The sequence below is a fragment of the Halobacillus litoralis genome, from assembly GCF_020171725.1.
Lineage (GTDB): Bacteria > Bacillota > Bacilli > Bacillales > Halobacillaceae > Halobacillus > Halobacillus litoralis_F.
This window is the reverse complement of the sequence record NZ_JAIVAJ010000001.1, coordinates 659511-676732: the sequence shown is the minus strand read 5'-3', so window position 1 is coordinate 676732 and position 17222 is coordinate 659511. Positions and strand designations below refer to the sequence as shown.

Below are 17222 nucleotides of genomic sequence, written 5' to 3'. Positions count from 1 at the left end.
TTTATCAGGCATTATGGATTGGCGCTGTAACTGAAATTCCATTATACTGGGGACACCATGAGAGAAAGAGGTTGAAGGAATGAACCCATTTGTATTAGTAATCATCATGATCATCTTAGGAGCAGCTATTGGAGGTATCACCAACTCCTTAGCCATCAAGATGTTATTCAGACCATACAAGGCGATATACATAGGGAAATATCGACTTCCCTTTACCCCCGGTCTGATTCCGAAACGTCAGGGGGAACTTGCTGAGCAACTTGGACGAATGGTTGTCGAGCATCTGTTGACGGCTGATGGACTTCGACGGAAGCTTGAGGGGTCAGAGTTTCAACAGCAGATGACGACCTGGGCACAACAGGAGGTCGAGCGTTTATTTGAAAGGGAAACCACAGTGAATGAGCTACTGAAGGCGATGAGAATCGAGACCAGTGCTGAGGATATGGAGAATAGCGTCTCAAACTGGATTGAAAGCAGGTACCATACATTAATGGATCGCTACCGTGACCTCCCAGTTGAGGACTTGCTTTCAGAAGAGTGGAGGAGAAAGGTCGAAGCTGGGACAGAACAGGCATCCGAATTGATTCAAGCTCGAATCAGTGAATACTTCCGAAGCCCAGAGGGACGAAGAAAGGTCACGGACTTAATCGAGAACTACTTGGATAATCAAGGCTTCCTCGGAAATATGATCTCATCATTTCTAGGTTCTGATGGGTTAACGGAAAAATTATATCCAGCCATTCTGACATACATCGAGAAAGAAGAAACGAGAGAGTGGCTGCATGACATGATCCAAACTGAAGCACAGCGCATGTTGAGAGAGCCCGTTAAGGTTTACGAGGATAAAGTGGGGGCTGACGTGATCGGACAGATGCTAGGTCAAATGGTCTCTAAGTCACTCCCACTAGAGACTTGGATGAACCGCAGTATTCAAGCATGGGTCGTTCCTTATCGGGATAAGATTGTCGGTGAGCTTACGCCGATGCTTGTGAAGAAGGGGACGTCCATTTTGTCAGACCGTATCGAAGGCTTGATGAAGTCCATGCATCTTGCTGAAATCGTACAGGAGGAAGTAAAGGCATTCCAGCTTGACCGACTTGAAGAAATGGTGCTAGGGATCTCCCGCCGTGAATTCAAGATGATTACCTATTTAGGTGCCTTACTCGGCGGTGCGATTGGTCTTCTGCAGGGCTTCATCGTTCTTTTCTTAGGATAAAGAGGGCTTTCCTATACAGACCCCGCCTAAGTTTGTTATAGTGTACAAGGAGTCAAAGAACGAAACTTAGGAGGTACTTTATTTATGGCAAATATCCATGATCACGCATATGACTTAGAAAAAGCGATTCGCAATAGTGAAGAATTCACAGGACTTAAAGAGGCGTATGAAGCAGTTATGAATGACGAAGCTGCTAAGAAAATGTTTGATGATTTCCGTCAGACGCAAATGACGCTTCAACAAAAGCAAATGCAGGGTGAAGAAATCTCTGAAGAAGAAGTAGAGCAGGCACGTAAAGTGGTTGAACTTGTTCAACAGCACCCTCAGATTTCCAAGTTGATGGAACAGGAGCAACGTCTGAACCAAGTCATCAACGACGTTAGCCGCATCATCACAAAGCCTCTAGAAGAGCTTTACGGCAACCCTGAAGAACCACAACAATAATAATGAAGAAAAGCTACCTTGCGGGGTAGCTTTTTTTGATATTTGAGCCGCTGGTACAGACTTCGTTTCTGTTTTTCAATTGGGACAGAACGGCCGTTACAACTGCGATCAAAGTCTCAATCATTTCTTAATGGGACAGCCATCTTCCAGGACTCAAGCCCCGTTGTCCTGATAAACGTTTAATGGGACAGCCGTCTTCCGGAACTCAAGCCCCGTTGTCCCGATAAACGTTTAATTAGACAGACCTATTCCAAATCTCAAGCCTCGCAGTCCCATTACTGCTTTGTATAGAACGTTCCTCCACCAATCCTCATCCGTCTCCGATACTCCGCTGTGCGAAGGTTCTCATCTCCTTCCTCATCATAAGCCCATAGAGTCCAATCTGCACTTTTACGAAAAGCTTCCAATCGAAAAGGACGAATTCTCACCTTTATCATTTTTGTCGATTATTGGAAGGAGAAGGCGAGCATGATGTCGAAAACAGTAGGTAGCGATATTTCATCAAAAGGGGTAGGGATATGAGCTTTTTTAAGGTTGAAGAAAACGGGAACGTGATTCACTTAATTTTGAACCGTGTGGACAAGTATAACGCGTTGGATGTTGAGATGCTTCAGGAGTTTGCGAAGGTCGTTGGACAGGTAAAACAACTTTCCGGGCAGGTGCTTGTCATTTCTGGGGAAGGTAAAGGATTCTGTGCGGGTGGAGATCTCGCTATGATGCGTGAGATTGCGGACGAATCAAAATACAATCAAGTGATGAATGATATTGAGACGATTGTTACGACATTATACACCATGCCGAAGCTTGTCATTTCAGCAGTCCATGGATCTGCGGTTGGATTAGGGTTAAGCATCGCGCTTTCGGCTGACTATGTCATGGCAGAGGCTGATGCTATGGTCTCCATGAACTTTATCGGTGTCGGACTTGCTCCAGATGGTGGAGGTCACTTCTGGCTTGAACAGCGTCTAGGTACCCATCAGGCGAAGCAGTTCACTTGGAATGGACAGCAATTAACAGCTAAGGAAGCGTACGATGTTAAATTGGTGGACCTTGTTGTTCAAGGTTCCGTGCGGGAGGCTGCGGAACAACTTGCGGTTGAGTGGACGCACCGCCCAGTACAATCGATGATTGCGACGAAGAACATTTATCATCAGCATGGACTAAATCAGCTGCTGGAATATTTAGCTCACGAACGTCAGAATCAGTGGCGGTTAAGGCAGACGGAAGATCATCAAGAAGGGGTCCGGGCATTTCTTGAAAAGCGCCGTCCCACGTTTAAAGGGAAGTGAAAAGAACCTAAACTCCTTAGTGAGTTTAGGTTCTTTCTTTGTTAAAAACGAATAAGTTTAGTCGGTGAGGAAGCAAATGGGCGCAGGAGCGTGAACACCGATTAACGGTGAAACAGTACCAGTCGGCCGTCAGGTGCTACGCATCTGTGCGTATGTTCGTGGTATCCACTTTCCATCAGTTTTTTAGTACCGATTTCTTTTGCGGAATCATCGTTCTCCGCTTCAAACGATTCATCGAGCACATTTTTACCATCTTTTTCGAACGCTGTTAAAAAGTAAGTTTTCAAAGAAGTTCCCTCCTGAATAGGTGTTCATTTTTAAGAATTCTCTTTTTCTGTCGATATTCCTGCTTTTAAATAAAATTTTATAAAAATGAAACAATCCATGTAGTTGTAACGTAAGAAAGATAAAAGGAGGAGGCGCGTATGACGCTTAGACTAAACGGGGTGACGAAACGATTTGGGTCCTATACAGCAGTGGACCACTTATCAATCGAAATTCCTGAGAAACAAATCTTCGGTTTTCTAGGAGCTAACGGTGCTGGTAAAACAACGACGTTTCGGATGATTCTCGGCTTGATCGATCAGACGGAAGGGGACATTTCCTGGAATCAGGGAAAAATCGGTTATGACCAGAGTCATCTGATCGGATATTTACCTGAGGAAAGAGGGTTGTACCCGAAGTTGAAAGTTCAGGAGCAACTGATTTATTTGAGCAAGTTACGAGGTATGGGGAAGAAAGAAGCTGTCCATGAAGTCGGCAAGTGGCTGGATCGATTCAAAGTACCTGAATATCGGCATAAACGGGTGGAGGAGCTGTCGAAGGGGAACCAGCAGAAAATCCAATTCATTTCAGCTGTTTTACATAAGCCGAAGCTACTGATTCTGGATGAGCCTTTCTCGGGCCTCGACCCGGTTAATGTAGAAATGCTGAAAGAAGCGGTAGTGGAATTGAAAGAAGCTGGAACTTCGATCGTATTTTCATCTCACCGTATGGAGCATGTAGAGGAGTTGTGTGAGAATGTGTGTATTCTTCACAAAGGGACTCCGGTTGTTCATGGAGGGCTGAAAGAAATAAAGAGGTCGTTCGGGAAGAAGAATATCAGAATAAAAGCGGATTTCGATACGAGCTTTTTAAGGAGTACGGCAGGGGTTACGAGCTATAAACCCCATTCTGAAGGATGTCGCCTTCAAGTGGAGAATGAGGAAGTGGCTCAAGAAGTTTTCCTTCAACTTCAAGGGAAAGGCTTCGTTCGTACGTTTGATCTTGAAGAACCTACATTAAATGATATTTTCATTGAGAAGGTAGGGGCGTCTTATGAATAAGTTTTTTACGATCTTAGGACATACGTATAAAAACCGTGTGAAGTCGAAATCATTCCTTATTACGAGTGTCATTACGGTTCTGCTGATTTTGGCTTTGTCTAATATTCAATCCATCATTGAAATGTTCGGTGGAGAGGACGAGCAGAAAGAAGTGATTGTGCTTTCGGAGAACGAAGAATGGACGGAGCAGCTCTCTCAAGTGCTCAATTTGCAAGAGTCGATAGCAGTGAGTTCGTTTAGTGGGTCTGATGAAGAAGCGAAAACTCAAGTTGAAGAAGGAGAGTATGAGGCGCTTGTCACCCTTCAGGAAGGCGGCGAGGGGCTGCCTGAAGCAGATTTTTACGCCAACCAAATCGCGAACACGTCTGTAAGTGATTCGGTCAGGCAAGCGTTGCAGCAAGTAAAAGTCTCGATTGTGACAGAGCGGGCTAATGTCAACGAACAAGTGCTCCAACAAATTACGGCTCCGGTATCGTTTGAACTTATCGCACTGGAAGAACAGGCGAAATCACAGGAAGAGTTGAACCAGACTCGGGGTATCGTTTATGTCATGCTTTTCTTCATGTACATGTCGGTTCTCATGTACGGGAACATGATTGCAACCGAAGTTGCGACGGAGAAGTCAAGCCGTGTCATGGAAATACTTATTTCAAGTGTCTCGCCCGTGTCTCAAATGTTCGCTAAGATACTTGGCATCGCCCTTCTTGGCTTAACTCAATTTGGTATATTCATTCTTGCAGGTTACTTTTCTATACAGCAGAGCATGGAATCAGAAGGACCTTCAGTACTCGATATTTTCGGGTTCACTGAAGTTGACCCGATGACCATCGTATATGCTTTGGTTTTCTTCATTCTCGGGTATTTGCTTTATGCGACCCTTGCGGCAACATTAGGCTCGCTTGTAAGTCGTTTGGAGGATGCCCAGCAGTTGATGGTTCCCATGACGTTGCTTGTCGTTGCGGCCTTCTTGATTGCCATGTTTGGCCTCGGAGCTCCTGACTCCACCTTTGTCACCATTTCATCCTATTTCCCATTCTTTACACCGCTAATAATGTTCCTTCGTGTGGGGATGTTGGAAATACCGGTTTGGGAAGTAGGTCTCTCCCTCGTCATAATGGTTGCTTCTATTGTGCTTTTAGGCTGGATTGGAGCGAAAATTTACAGAGGCGGTGTCCTGCTTTACGGGAAATCATCTTCCCTTAAAGACATCAAAACCGCTCTTGAATTGTCGAAAAAGGATAACTAAAGAAAAGCTCAAGGGTCTCCTGACTCTTGAGCTTTTCTTATCAAAGTGCCCGATAGGATGAAGAAGATAAATGCGATACAATAGATGTATCATGCCACATTCGGCAACAGTAAGGAAGGAGGAGTTCAACTTGAGTGATTCAATACGCTTTCTACACAGCGCGGATCTCCATTTGGACAGCTTATTTAAAAATAAACGCCATTTACCAGAAGAGCTTCTAGAACAGCTAAGAGAAGGGACGTTTGGCGCGTTTGATCAATTGGTCGAGAAGGCCATTCAATATAAAGTGGATTTTGTACTCATTGTCGGTGATTTATTTGATGAGGAATTAAGGAGCTTGAGGGCACAGGTTCATTTGCGAAATGGATTTGAACGGTTGAGCCGATATGATATACAAGTTTTTGTATCATACGGAAATCACGACTACATAAACGGAACACACTATTCCATCGAATACCCGCCTAACGTTCACGTGTTCCACCATGAAGACGTTGAGTGTATTCCCTTTGTGCAAGATGATAAAGTGAGAGCGCACATCTATGGGTTCAGCTATGAAAAGAAGCACGTTACAGAACGCAAAGTAGATGAGTTTAGAAAAATAGAAGGGCCACAATACCATATTGCGATGCTGCACGGGAGTATTGTGACGAATACGGATCACGACGTCTATGCTCCTTTTCAACTGAATGAGCTGCATGAGAAAAACATGGACTATTGGGCGCTTGGACACATTCATAAACGTGAGGTCTTATCAGAAGATCCACCTGTCGTCTATGCTGGTAATGTTCAAGGGAGGTCCCGTAATGAGCAGGGCGATCGTGGTGGATACCTTGTGGAACTTGAAGAGGGTCGTTCACGTCTAACCTTCCTTCCTTTCCATCAGTTCACGTTTGAAACGGTAGAATACCGAGTAGGGGCACTGGATGACCCGGGGGACTTAGAGGTTATTTTGAACCAAGCGAAAAGCAAGGCAGCACGAGACAAGTCCGTTATGTTGACAGTCGAAATGCTATCGGATTCCGGAGTCCTGCATAAGTGGAAGGCATCGGGGTTACTCGATGAGTGGATTTCGATCGTGAATGCGGATGAAAGAGAGAACGACAACTGGGTGTGGATCGATCAGGTCCGGATTACCGAAAGACCACAATGGGATGAAGAAGAGTTAAAGAAGGGGCATCATTTCACAGGGGCTTTGCTTAAAGAAGCAGACAAGATCGATGCTGAAACGCTAGAAGATTGGCTTGCACCGTTGCGTCATCACCGTAAGCTGTCCAGGCATTTAGAGAATTGGACTGAGAAAGAGCAGGCGGAAATTCTTAGGGAAGCGAAAAGGATTACGATTGATAAGCTACTAGCAAATGAGGAGTCATTATGAAAATAAAGGAAGCAACGATTTATGGATTTGGCAAATGGAAAGATACAAGCTTCTCCTTTTCCACAGAAGGCATTACGACGATTGCGGGTAAAAATGAAGCCGGCAAATCGACTCTACAGCAGTTTTTACTATTTATGTTATTCGGCTTGCCCCCGAAGCAGCGGGCTTTCTATAAACCGAAGACAGGTGGAGCTGTCGGAGGTCGATTACTAATCGAACTGCCTTCTTCAGGGACCGTTCTTTTAGAAAGAATGGATGATGTGAACAACGGGAGCGCGACCTGTACGCTTGAAAACGGGGAAGAATATGGCGAGGCATTTCTTCAAGAATGTCTGAAAGGGACAGACCGCGAAGTATTTCGTTCCATATTCAGCTTCACGGCTGAGGACTTGTTGGAACTCAGGCGGCTGGATGGATATGAACTTGGTGAAGTTCTATTAAATATCGGGCTGACAGGTTCCAATCATATTTATGAAACAGAAAAGTGGCTCGAGCGGAATGCGAACGAACGGTTCAGACCTAAAGGTCGGAAGCCTTCCATTAACAAGCAGCTGGATCAAGTCGAGCAGCTTGCCAAGCAGCGGTCGTCAAAAGAAGCAGAAGTTCAGAGCTACGAAACATTAAAAGAACAAAAGGTTGTACTTGAAGAACGAATCCGGCAATCGTCAGATCAAGTGAAAAAACTTCATCGAGAGCAATTTCAATATGAGAAGCTTGAAAAGGCCGTACCGCTTCTGACGGAGTATCACCAGCGTAAAAAAGTTGTTCAAGACAAGGTCGCTTTTCCGGAAAACGGGCGGGAGAGGTATCATCAGGTGAAAGAAGCCATTCTGCCATTAGAAAGCGAAGGGCAGTTCTTGCAACAGTCTTTAAACGATTTGAATGTCCAAATGGCGGACATTGAGGCTGAACTGGCTGATGAGAGGTTGTATGAAGCAGCGCAGAACCTCATCAATCACCAAAGTGATTTTCAACAAACCTCAAGCGAACTGACTTCCCTTGAAAAAAGGATGACCCGCTTACAAGAGCAGTTACAAGAGGATATGAGGTATATGGATGTCGGGCTGGAAAGGGAAGAACTCACCTCTCATGCTTTCCCCTTCTACCTTGAAGAGACGTGGAGAGCGTTAAAAGACGAATCTAGAGAGCTTCAGGCTGAAGAGGAAAAGGTAACCGAGGAGCGCAAAAGGATTTATACAGAACAACAGCAGCTTTCTGATGAGAAGGATGCACTGGAAGCGGATATGATCAGTGAAGAGGAAGCAGAGACTCTGGCGCGCAACCTCGATCAAGTGATGACTAAGAATGGACGACGGAGCAAGGCATCTGATGATAAATCGACTCATAAAAAGAATTTCACAACCGCCTTCTTTGCGTTGATGGTTGTCGGATGGGTAGTCCATTCGGTATTGAATGTGCCTCTATTCGGGTGGCTTCTCATTATTGCTGGATTAGGGATCGGGATCTATACCGTCCTCCTTCATCTAAGGAATCGTAATCAACCGGAAGAGGTCCCCGCTGTAGACGAAAATTGGGAAGAATGGCGCCAAGATCTTCAGCGGTATGAAAGGCAGCGGAATGAGAAGGAACACCTAGATGAACAAATCAGGCGACTCAACCAGGATGAGCTGCAATTGGATGAAAAAAGGCGTCAGGTGATTCAAAAAGGTCATCGCCTGGAAGCCAGGTTGCAGGAGCAGGAACGAATCTTCCCTTTTCTAACTCATGTATCCATTGATCATTGGGATAAATTGTTTCACCTGGTGACACAAGCCCAGCAAAAGCAACTGGAATGGGAGCAGCTCACAAAAGAACACGACGATAAATTGATGTTCATCACTCAAAAAAAAAATAAAATAAAAGAGTTTTATGAATTCAACAATTGGGAAGTAGAAGAAGAGCAAACATCAAAATCTTTTGATCGTGTACGGAAATGGAACGAACACCAAAACGAGTTAAGAAGCCTTCTGAAGAGGTTGTTGAAGCAAGAAGAGCAGGAACGGTTGAAGTTGAAAGAGATTCGCATTCGGTTGGAAACAATCGCTAAAGAGCGCCAATCCTTATTTGAAAAAGCAGGGGTATCCAATGAAGAGGAGTTCTATCAACAACTGGCTATTTACGAGAAGCAGCAAACCGAAAAGAAAGCTTTAAAAGACGTGGTGCGGCAGCTTGAAGGGATATTGTCGGAAGATGAACAGGGTCTATTTCGCATTTGGGATGAATCAATTGATGAGACAAAGGTAAAAGTAAGTAAAGAAGAAGCTCAGCAAAGCCGGGAAAAGGTGGAACAGGAACTTCTGTCTAATCAACAGCAATTAGCAGACATCCACCATTCTCTCTCGAAGCTGGAGACTTCAGATGATTATTCGAGATCTCTTCACCATCTGCAGTCTAAGCGAAATGAACTGGAGGAGGAGGCGAGGGAATGGGCGGTCTATCAAGTGGCTCTTCAGCTTCTCCATCAAACAAAGGCCGAGTACAAAGAAAGCTACCTTCCACAAGTAATGGAAAAGGCATCTCATTACTTCGCTCGTCTTACTGAAGGTCATTACAATCAGATTCTGCTATCTACTGCTGATGATCAGATCCTTGTGAAGCACAAAGACCGGAATCAGTACAGAGTAAATGAGCTTTCGAGAGGGACGAAAGATCAACTCTATGTATCCCTTCGACTTGCCTTAGGGCAGACGATGGGTGCATCGATATCTCTTCCGTTCATCATTGATGACGCTTTTGTTCATTTTGATGAAGAAAGGTTGGAAGAGACGTTCTCGATCCTGAAGGAGATTTCAAAAGACCACCAAATCATCTTTTTCACCTGGAGGCAGGACCTTCACCAAATGATGGCATCAACATCTATTCAATATCTTTCATAAATAGGTCGCAAATTCTACTGTTTAATGATAAAATGTTTAGGATTACTAGAGGAATTAGCAAATGGAGGGTTTCCATTGCCGGAGAAAAACACTAATGAATGGACAAAATACGAAGAAACCATTGAACAGTTCATCCAAGTGATCGCGAAGAATATGAGCCTCTATGGCGTGACGCCATCGATCGGTCGTCTTTACGGCGTGCTCTATTTTTCTGAAGATCCGATGACGTTGGATGACATGAGATCAGCACTGGAAATGAGCAAGACGAGTATGTCAACTGGAGTACGAGCCTTGTCCGAAATGAAAATGGTCGAACCTTCCTTTAAAAAAGGTGTTCGTAAAGATTTATATAAATCAGAAGAAGACTGGTACAAATCTTTCACATCGCTTTTCGGCAGTAGATGGAGACATCATACAGAAACAAACATAGAGGAAGCAGACGAAACCATCCAGGAACTACTTAAACTCAAAGAAGAGGCACAGGATGACGAGTTAATCGAAAAGATTGACCATGACATTTCGCGTCTTGAGTATGCTCAAAACTATTATCGTTGGTTGATGAAATTTATTCACGTCGTTGAATCAGGAGAAATCTTCCAATACGTACCAAAGATTGAACAAAAACAACAGAGATAAGAAAGTGCTGAGAAAAAAGCTATCCTATCATACCTTCTGTTGCCAATCAGGCAACGGAAGGAGAGGATAGCTTTTTTATTTTGCTGAGACATCTTGTAGGGAGCTTGTTCATATTTCCGGAGAGATCTTCATAAGATAGAAATAAAGAGAAGAGGAGGAAGCAACCATGTTATTTGGAATGCCGATTTGGGTCTTCTTTTGTATCGTTTTTATTTTTGTGAGTGGATATATGGCGGTTCGAGCAATGAGAGCAGAGCATAAAGTGGAACAGCACTTCATCGAGAAGGAAGGACAAGTGTACATTAACCGGATTGAAGAAGAGCGGGAGCGCCGAAGTAAGCAAATGACTTCATAAGAAAAGCCAGGTGATTTGTGGTCACCTGGCTTTTTGGGTTTTACTCTTCTGTTTCTTCTTCCGTGTTACCTTCTGTCTGTGCTTCTGGTTGTTCAAATAGACCTTGGTATTCATCAAGCTTCACGTCAAGGTCAGCGTCTTGCATCAGCTGGTTCATTTTCTCTTGAAGTGCTGCACGGTCAACGCGCTGTCCGACAAGTGTACGCTTGATGTCATCCTTAGCGTCTTCATAAGACTCAACATCCTCTACGTCCTTCTTGTCCGTCACTTTGATGATATGATAACCATACTGTGTTTGAACAGGTTCGCTGATTTCACCGACCTCAAGATTGTAAGCCGCTTCTTCGAATTTAGGTGTCATTTTACCAATACCGAAGTAACCAAGCTTACCGCCTTGTTGAGCTGAACCATCTTGAGAGTATTCAGATGCAAGAGCATCGAAGGATTCACCATCCTCGAGCTTCTGCTTCACTTCTTGAGCCGTTGCTTCATCCTTGACTAGAATGTGGCTCGCTTGAACTTCCTGCTTCATACGCTCGTAATATTGCTTCATTTCTTCTTCAGAGATCTCTATGTCCTCTGAAGCTGCCATCTCTTGAAGGAGGCTGAAACGGATGGTTTCTTTGAACTCTTCTTCGCTGGACATACCGTATTGCTCAAGGACCATATCGAATTGGTCGCCGTATTGTTCTTTCATGGCTTCTAGCTCAGCATTCACGTCTTCTTCAGACACTTCATACTTATTAGCTAGTACCTCTTTTAATACAAGTTGTTGAATGACTTGTTCACCGCTTGTTTTCTTCAATTCCTGATAGAATTCTTCTTTGGTGACGTCACCGCCGCTCGTTCCTACGATTACTTCTGGATCTTCAGCATTTGACGTACATGCAGATAAAGTGAACACACTTGCTGCCAGTGCAGCCGTCATTGCAAGTTTCTTCATATTTTACACTCCTCAAACATTAGTATGATATTTCATGACGTAGAGGGTTTTTCTAAACAGCCCATGAGTTAATATAACATATTTTGCCTCGGTTGTTCTATATTCTTATCCAAAAATATCCCCCTATGCATAGAGGGAGAGACGCAAGTCGGAAAGGCGTACGTGGTTTTTGGGGTTGAGGGTAAAGCGGGGGGTACCGGTGATCGACCATAAAAAAACAGGCCTTGGAGTACAGGGTACTCGGCCTGTTTATTTATAGTGTATTGAGCACTTCAACATAAGACGAAATGAGTAAGATCGTAATTAAAACGTTGATGGTGCGGAATACTCGTGTTTGCTTTTCATTCGACATTTTTGTTTTCAAGCATAAGGAATGAGTGAGTGAGTTAAACACGAATAGTATGACGAGTGCGTACAGGATAAATCCAAATGCCATGTTGAAGACCTCCTTTATTCCCTATGAAACTACTTTATCAGAATTTCCAACTGATGAACAGTAATACGAAGAGTTTATCATATTCGAACAAAAGTCGAAAAGATGAACCAGGATTCGAGCTGCTTTTTCCGTCTTCAAAAAAAATAGCGACCCTTCAGAAGGATCGCTGTGCTCTTATAATTCATGCTGGCGGATGAGAATATCAAAGCCTTCCTTTGCATTTTCAATCACGCATTTGCGAGGGGCTCTCGCAAAATAGTTCAAATATAGAAAATCAGAGAAGGACAGGCCGATATTGACGGCAGCGAATATGACCAAATACGCATAATAGTTCGGGAAAACACAGCTCATGACCAAAGCAGGAACCGTGATGAACAACGTTGGTGACAGAGCCATCATCATCGAAGTACGCTTCGAAAGTTTCGACATGCACTGGTATGAGAATGTTGGAATAAAACGTTTTTTGAATTTGAATTTGACTCTAAATCGTTTATAAAACAAAGCGAGCGGTAATATATGCATTAGTCGGTGCATCGAAGGCAGGAAGAATAATATGATCAGAAGTGGTAGAAAACCGTGATCATTCATATCATGGCTGCCATGAAACATCGAAAATGGTAGATATAAGAGTAGAAAGGACAAAAGTCCAGTCAGAAACGACATCAGGTAAATGCGGTTGAGACCGAATTCTTTGTTGATGTTCACTGTTTTCCAGCAGTTCATCATAAGAATCCTCCTTTGCTACGAAAAAGTTCTGTGAATTTATTGAAAATATCGTTATGATAAGATTAATCTTCATTCGTTATGTTTTGCGTCGCACATGTGGAATCATAGTATGTTTCACAAGAAAAAGCAATAGGTTTTTTGTAAAAAAAATATTTGTCTCCAAAACTGTCATCACGGGGATGAGAGAACGTGAGAATTCGGTGGTTAATGTGCAATTGGAGGGAAAATTGTGAAAACGGATCAAGTGGTGAAATTGACTCAATTTCAATTAAAATTACTGACGGGAATTGAAGAGTTTAATCAATACCCATTCACTAAAATGATAGTGGACCGAAACGTAACAGAATCGGAGTATATAGAAACCATGCAACTGCTTCATACACTGGATAAAAAATATAAAAAAGATATCAATGAAGGATTCTTGGATTATGAATCGCTGCTTATTCATTTTGCAGGTATGTTATGTTACAAACTTCCAATCGAAGAGACCATTGATGCTCTTTATCGAGAACAGGTCTATCCGTCATTAATAGAGAAGTTACGAGAAATCATCCAACAAAAATAAAAAGCAGCTGGTAAGAGAATACGCCTACCAGCTGCTTTTTACTTTCTAGGTAATGTGGTTGTAACACAACCGTCGATTACACAAACGAACCCAATCCGTGATTAAGACGATTTGGATTGTTTTTTGTACGTTTCAATGTCTGTCGGTTGCTTGGAAATGGCTTCTTCTTCTTCAATGCTTTCAAGTGAGCGTTCTAAGATCTCCATATACTCTTCTCCATAAATTTCTTTGATCAGAGCAGATAGGTCTAAAAACTCGGGTAACTTTCCGTACATTTCCGTCAAAGGAACCACCCCGCGTAATACGGAGTTATCTTCGGGGTTATACTCATTGAGTGTAGCTTCAAGAAGCTCGACTCCCTCATCTGTTAACTCTACATACGTGTTTCGCTTATCGTTCTCACGCTTTGAAAATTGCAACAAGCCACGCTCTTCAAGTTTCTTAGAAAAGTTAAACGCCGTTGAAACGTGCATGACGCCATATTTGGAAATTTCAGATACACTGGATCCTTTCAAGTGATAAGCAATCCATAGGATGTGGTGCTCATTAATGTTCAATTGAAAAGGTTTGATCCAATCCTGCCAGTCTTTCTCGATAGCTTTCCATAAGGCTTTAGACAGCTGAGCCATTTTGTGGCTATAGAAAATCGCTTCACGTTTTGAGATTTTATCCATCACAGTTCTCACCCTCTTTAGGTAATGTCTTTTTTCCATGTAGTAACATGGGAAACCTCTATATAAGAATGATGGTCAATGACTAAGTTTGCATGACTCCAATTATTATATTAAGCCATATCAAAAAATTTTCAAGATATAATGTGCTGAAATACTATTATTGCCATGAATAAATGATTTTCTACATAAAAAACTATACAGATCGGTCGACCTGTATAGCATGAGAAGTTCGGACATTTACGGGGGAATCATTTGTTTGGATCCAGTTCGTGGAATGCATCCGCAATTAATTGGTGAAAGCTTCGCATATCTTCAATTCGTTGATAAAGGTGATTGGCCTGTTTCATCTGTTGGTCTTTCGAAAAAGATTGTACTTGTTCTTCTAAATCATTTTCAATCGCTTTCAAGGATTGTTCTTGTTCATCGGCTGCCAATTGCCACTTCTGTATATAGGAAGACATGAAGGTTTTATAAAGGTTTTCATTAGCACGGTAAAGGTCTTTCCTGAACCCTTTCTTCCATACCCGTTCGACAAGTCCCTGATCAAGCAGAGCTCTGATACCGGTGCTCATGGATGTTTTGCTCTTTCCGAGTGCTTCGCTCATCTCATCTAATGTCATGGGTCCATTATTAATGTAAAGAGTCACAAATAAGCGGGCATCCGCTGGAGTTAATCCAAACATTTCTAATGTTTTGGAGAACTCATGAATGACTTTTGTATGGGTTTCTTCAAATGTACGGTGATCTTTTAATACCATAAGATCCTCCTTCTAACAGTTGCTATGACAAGACTACTATATATTGGATTTTAATGAAAATAGAGAAGGAGGGAGTATTTTGAAGGATTTTGTCGAAAAAAGTAGCAAAACCCCATCTTTACTTTGTACAGTTTAAACTGTACGTAATTTTTGTTCTTATATTTAAGAATTTATCGTTTGAACTTTTTGTTGCAAATAGATTACACTATGTAAGGTGATTGATTGAGTACGGTAATAATTCAATTAAACGTACCATTTAGAAAACTATCATATATAAGAGGTGAGATACGTGCCGATCATTCAAGTAGAAGACTTGTCCAAGATATTTGGTAAGAACCCGAAGAAGGCAACCAAATTATTGGATCAAGGGTTATCTAAAGAAGAGATCTTAGAGAAAACGGGAAACACGGTTGGTGTTAACCGTGCATCCTTCGATGTAGAAGAAGGAGAAATCTTCGTTATTATGGGACTATCCGGAAGTGGTAAATCCACACTGGTTCGACTGATTAACCGATTAATCGAGCCGACTGAGGGTAGTGTGTATATTGACGGAAAAGACCTTGCGAAAATGGACAAACAGAATCTCCGCAATGTCCGTCGTGAGAAATTGAGTATGGTATTCCAACGCTTTGCTCTATTCCCACACCGTACCGTATTAGAAAATGCGGAGTTCGGGCTTGAGGTACAAGGCATTGATAAATCAGAGCGTTCTAAGAAAGCGAAAGAAGCGCTTGAGCTTGTTGGACTCGGAGGGTACATTCAACAGTTCCCTGGACAACTATCCGGAGGAATGCAGCAGCGTGTAGGTCTAGCGCGTGCTCTTGCGAACGACCCAGAAGTCCTTCTGATGGACGAAGCATTCTCTGCTTTGGACCCATTAATTCGTAAAGAAATGCAGGATGAGTTGTTAGAACTTCAAGAAACAATGAAGAAAACGATTCTCTTCATCACACACGATTTGGATGAAGCGTTAAGAATCGGAGACCGCATCGCATTGATGAAAGACGGTCGAATCGTTCAAATCGGTACGCCGGAAGAGATTCTTGTGAATCCTGCGAACGATTATGTTGAGAAGTTCGTTGAAGACGTCGATCGTTCGAAAGTCTTAACAGCAGAAAACATTATGAAGCGTCCGGAAACCGTCGATCTTGAGAAGCACGGTCCAAGAACGGCTCTCGAGCGTATGCGTAAAGAAGGTCTTTCTTCCATTTACGTAACAGATGCCAAGCGGAACCTTCACGGATTCGTAACGGCGGAAGATGTTTCAGAAGCGGCGAAGCAGGAAGTGAAAGACTTGAAGGGAATCCTTAGAACGGATGTCCCTCAAGTACAGAAAGATACACCAATGAAAGAAATCTTTGATGTTATACATGACGCTCCTGTACCGGTAGCGGTGGTTGAAGATGGTAAGATTCAAGGAATCATCGTTCGTGGAGCCGTCATTGCTGCACTAGCTGGAAGCGAGGTGAACCTAAATGGGACTGATGCCTAAAATTCCTGTAGCTGAATGGGTTTCAACGGCTACAGAATGGATTACAGACACATTTGAGTTCTTATTTGACTTTATTAAAGAAGACTTTGGTGACTTTATTGAAATGTTCGCTGAAGATTGGTTAATGGGTATTCCGACTTGGTTATTCATCGTAATCGTCGGACTCTTGGCCTTCTTTGTATCCGGTAAACGTTTCGGTTTAATGGCCTTCTCGGTTGTTGGACTATGGTTCATTGCCAACCAGGAACTATGGGAAGAATTGATGAACACCTTCACACTCGTCATATTCGCCAGTTTGATCTCCGTTATTATAGGTGTACCATTTGGTATTTGGATGGCGAAAAGTAGACTTGTTGAAAGAATCCTTACACCGATTCTTGACTTTATGCAGACGATGCCGGCCTTCGTTTACTTAATTCCGGCCGTTGCATTCTTCAGTATCGGAATGGTACCGGGTGTGTTCGCATCTGTTATCTTTGCCACACCACCGACGGTACGTTTTACGAACTTAGGTATTCGTCAAGTGTCTCACGAATTGATTGAGGCATCTGATTCATTCGGTACGACAGGTACTCAGAAGCTGTTTAAAGTCCAATTGCCGATGGCGAAGAAGACCATCATGGCGGGAATAAACCAAACGGTTATGCTTGCCCTTTCCATGGTTGTTATTGCATCTATGATCGGTGCAAAAGGTCTTGGACAAACTGTAATCACAGGATTGCAGCGTGCTGAAGTGGGTACAGGTTTCGTTGCGGGTCTTGGAATCGTTATTCTTGCGATTATCATTGACCGCTTCACACAAAACTTGAACACACAGCGCGGAGACTAATGAAATGAGTTAGCGAGGGCTGTTAGTCAGCCCTTCC

19 protein-coding genes are annotated in these 17222 nt (G+C 43.0%); 12 read left to right on the top strand and 7 right to left on the bottom strand.

Annotated elements, in window-relative coordinates:
- Nucleotides 1-79: 79 nt before the first annotated feature.
- On the top strand, nt 80-1216 hold the full coding sequence (locus LCM20_RS03640) for a DUF445 domain-containing protein (protein WP_225194063.1): 1137 nt from the start codon (nt 80-82) through the stop codon (nt 1214-1216).
- A gap of 84 nt (nt 1217-1300) precedes the next feature.
- Nucleotides 1301-1660, top strand: a complete 360-nt coding sequence (locus LCM20_RS03635; RefSeq protein ID WP_225194062.1) for a YlbF family regulator — start codon at nt 1301-1303, stop codon at nt 1658-1660.
- Nucleotides 1661-1935: 275 nt separating this feature from the next.
- On the opposite strand, the gene LCM20_RS20025 is transcribed toward LCM20_RS03635, so the two are convergent.
- Nucleotides 1936-2067, bottom strand: coding sequence for a hypothetical protein (locus LCM20_RS20025; RefSeq protein WP_263621900.1), 132 nt, complete (start codon nt 2065-2067; stop codon nt 1936-1938).
- Nucleotides 2068-2178: 111 nt separating this feature from the next.
- Here LCM20_RS20025 and LCM20_RS03630 point away from each other — a divergent pair, with 111 nt between their 5' ends.
- Nucleotides 2179-2949, top strand: coding sequence for an enoyl-CoA hydratase (locus LCM20_RS03630; protein ID WP_225194061.1), 771 nt, complete (start codon nt 2179-2181; stop codon nt 2947-2949).
- 101 nt (nt 2950-3050) lie between these two features.
- Here LCM20_RS03630 and LCM20_RS03625 read toward each other — a convergent pair whose 3' ends face one another.
- Nucleotides 3051-3236, bottom strand: coding sequence for a YhzD family protein (locus tag LCM20_RS03625; protein WP_225194060.1), 186 nt, complete (start codon nt 3234-3236; stop codon nt 3051-3053).
- A gap of 138 nt (nt 3237-3374) precedes the next feature.
- Between LCM20_RS03625 and LCM20_RS03620 the strand changes: the two genes are divergently transcribed.
- The 6 genes from LCM20_RS03620 to LCM20_RS03595 all read left to right on the top strand — a co-directional run bounded on the left by LCM20_RS03620 (nt 3375) and on the right by LCM20_RS03595 (nt 10762).
- Nucleotides 3375-4274 (top strand): ABC transporter ATP-binding protein, encoded by a 900-nt coding sequence (locus LCM20_RS03620; protein ID WP_225194059.1) that lies wholly within the window; start codon nt 3375-3377, stop codon nt 4272-4274.
- On the top strand, nt 4267-5520 hold the full coding sequence (locus tag LCM20_RS03615; RefSeq protein WP_225194058.1) for an ABC transporter permease: 1254 nt from the start codon (nt 4267-4269) through the stop codon (nt 5518-5520). Before LCM20_RS03620 ends, LCM20_RS03615 begins: the two co-directional genes overlap by 8 nt.
- Nucleotides 5521-5650: 130 nt before the next feature.
- The gene (locus LCM20_RS03610) at nt 5651-6895 is read left to right on the top strand and encodes a metallophosphoesterase family protein (RefSeq protein ID WP_225194057.1); all 1245 of its coding nucleotides are present in this window, start codon (nt 5651-5653) and stop codon (nt 6893-6895) included.
- Nucleotides 6892-9771, top strand: a complete 2880-nt coding sequence (locus LCM20_RS03605) for an ATP-binding protein (protein WP_225194056.1) — start codon at nt 6892-6894, stop codon at nt 9769-9771. The genes LCM20_RS03610 and LCM20_RS03605 overlap by 4 nt, the downstream gene beginning before the upstream one ends.
- Before the next feature lie 75 nt (nt 9772-9846).
- On the top strand, nt 9847-10407 hold the full coding sequence (locus LCM20_RS03600) for a GbsR/MarR family transcriptional regulator (RefSeq protein ID WP_225194055.1): 561 nt from the start codon (nt 9847-9849) through the stop codon (nt 10405-10407).
- A 166-nt stretch (nt 10408-10573) separates the two neighbouring features.
- On the top strand, nt 10574-10762 hold the full coding sequence (locus LCM20_RS03595; RefSeq protein WP_225194054.1) for a sporulation YhaL family protein: 189 nt from the start codon (nt 10574-10576) through the stop codon (nt 10760-10762).
- 40 nt (nt 10763-10802) lie between these two features.
- On the opposite strand, the gene LCM20_RS03590 is transcribed toward LCM20_RS03595, so the two are convergent.
- The 3 genes from LCM20_RS03590 to LCM20_RS03580 form a co-directional block, all read right to left on the bottom strand.
- Nucleotides 10803-11705, bottom strand: coding sequence for a peptidylprolyl isomerase (locus LCM20_RS03590; protein WP_225194053.1), 903 nt, complete (start codon nt 11703-11705; stop codon nt 10803-10805).
- 253 nt (nt 11706-11958) lie between these two features.
- Nucleotides 11959-12141, bottom strand: a complete 183-nt coding sequence (locus tag LCM20_RS03585) for a hypothetical protein (protein WP_035549858.1) — start codon at nt 12139-12141, stop codon at nt 11959-11961.
- 174 nt (nt 12142-12315) lie between these two features.
- Entirely contained in the window at nt 12316-12864 is a 549-nt protein-coding gene (locus LCM20_RS03580; RefSeq protein WP_225194052.1) for a DUF3267 domain-containing protein, read from the bottom strand.
- Between the two features lie 232 nt (nt 12865-13096).
- On the opposite strand from LCM20_RS03580, the gene LCM20_RS03575 reads away from it, so the two are divergent.
- A complete protein-coding gene (locus tag LCM20_RS03575) occupies nt 13097-13432 on the top strand; it encodes a DUF1878 family protein (RefSeq protein WP_225194051.1) in 336 nt (111 codons plus the stop codon).
- A 101-nt stretch (nt 13433-13533) separates the two neighbouring features.
- Here LCM20_RS03575 and LCM20_RS03570 read toward each other — a convergent pair whose 3' ends face one another.
- The gene (locus tag LCM20_RS03570; protein WP_225194050.1) at nt 13534-14106 is read right to left on the bottom strand and encodes an HTH-type transcriptional regulator Hpr; all 573 of its coding nucleotides are present in this window, start codon (nt 14104-14106) and stop codon (nt 13534-13536) included.
- Between the two features lie 248 nt (nt 14107-14354).
- Nucleotides 14355-14864: a GbsR/MarR family transcriptional regulator gene (locus LCM20_RS03565; RefSeq protein WP_225194049.1), complete on the bottom strand. Its 510-nt coding sequence runs from the start codon at nt 14862-14864 to the stop codon at nt 14355-14357.
- 289 nt (nt 14865-15153) lie between these two features.
- Here LCM20_RS03565 and LCM20_RS03560 point away from each other — a divergent pair, with 289 nt between their 5' ends.
- Nucleotides 15154-16356 (top strand): quaternary amine ABC transporter ATP-binding protein, encoded by a 1203-nt coding sequence (locus LCM20_RS03560; RefSeq protein ID WP_225194048.1) that lies wholly within the window; start codon nt 15154-15156, stop codon nt 16354-16356.
- The gene (locus LCM20_RS03555; protein WP_225194047.1) at nt 16340-17185 is read left to right on the top strand and encodes an ABC transporter permease; all 846 of its coding nucleotides are present in this window, start codon (nt 16340-16342) and stop codon (nt 17183-17185) included. The genes LCM20_RS03560 and LCM20_RS03555 overlap by 17 nt, the downstream gene beginning before the upstream one ends.
- The last annotated feature ends 37 nt before the right edge of the window (nt 17186-17222 follow it).

What these genes read in the sequence shown, in the direction of transcription:
- LCM20_RS03605 (WP_225194056.1), top strand. Translation starts at nt 6,892, where the DNA reads ATGAAAATAAAGGAAGCAACGATTTATGGATTTGGCAAATGGAAAGAT.
- LCM20_RS03635 (WP_225194062.1), top strand. Translation starts at nt 1,301, where the DNA reads ATGGCAAATATCCATGATCACGCATATGACTTAGAAAAAGCGATTCGC.
- LCM20_RS03565 (WP_225194049.1), bottom strand. Translation starts at nt 14,864, where the DNA reads ATGGTATTAAAAGATCACCGTACATTTGAAGAAACCCATACAAAAGTC.
- LCM20_RS03555 (WP_225194047.1), top strand. Translation starts at nt 16,340, where the DNA reads ATGGGACTGATGCCTAAAATTCCTGTAGCTGAATGGGTTTCAACGGCT.
- LCM20_RS03615 (WP_225194058.1), top strand. Translation starts at nt 4,267, where the DNA reads ATGAATAAGTTTTTTACGATCTTAGGACATACGTATAAAAACCGTGTG.
- LCM20_RS03640 (WP_225194063.1), top strand. Translation starts at nt 80, where the DNA reads ATGAACCCATTTGTATTAGTAATCATCATGATCATCTTAGGAGCAGCT.
- LCM20_RS03580 (WP_225194052.1), bottom strand. Translation starts at nt 12,864, where the DNA reads ATGAACTGCTGGAAAACAGTGAACATCAACAAAGAATTCGGTCTCAAC.
- LCM20_RS03620 (WP_225194059.1), top strand. Translation starts at nt 3,375, where the DNA reads ATGACGCTTAGACTAAACGGGGTGACGAAACGATTTGGGTCCTATACA.
- LCM20_RS03570 (WP_225194050.1), bottom strand. Translation starts at nt 14,106, where the DNA reads ATGGATAAAATCTCAAAACGTGAAGCGATTTTCTATAGCCACAAAATG.
- LCM20_RS03590 (WP_225194053.1), bottom strand. Translation starts at nt 11,705, where the DNA reads ATGAAGAAACTTGCAATGACGGCTGCACTGGCAGCAAGTGTGTTCACT.
- LCM20_RS03595 (WP_225194054.1), top strand. Translation starts at nt 10,574, where the DNA reads ATGTTATTTGGAATGCCGATTTGGGTCTTCTTTTGTATCGTTTTTATT.
- LCM20_RS03585 (WP_035549858.1), bottom strand. Translation starts at nt 12,141, where the DNA reads ATGGCATTTGGATTTATCCTGTACGCACTCGTCATACTATTCGTGTTT.
- LCM20_RS03630 (WP_225194061.1), top strand. Translation starts at nt 2,179, where the DNA reads ATGAGCTTTTTTAAGGTTGAAGAAAACGGGAACGTGATTCACTTAATT.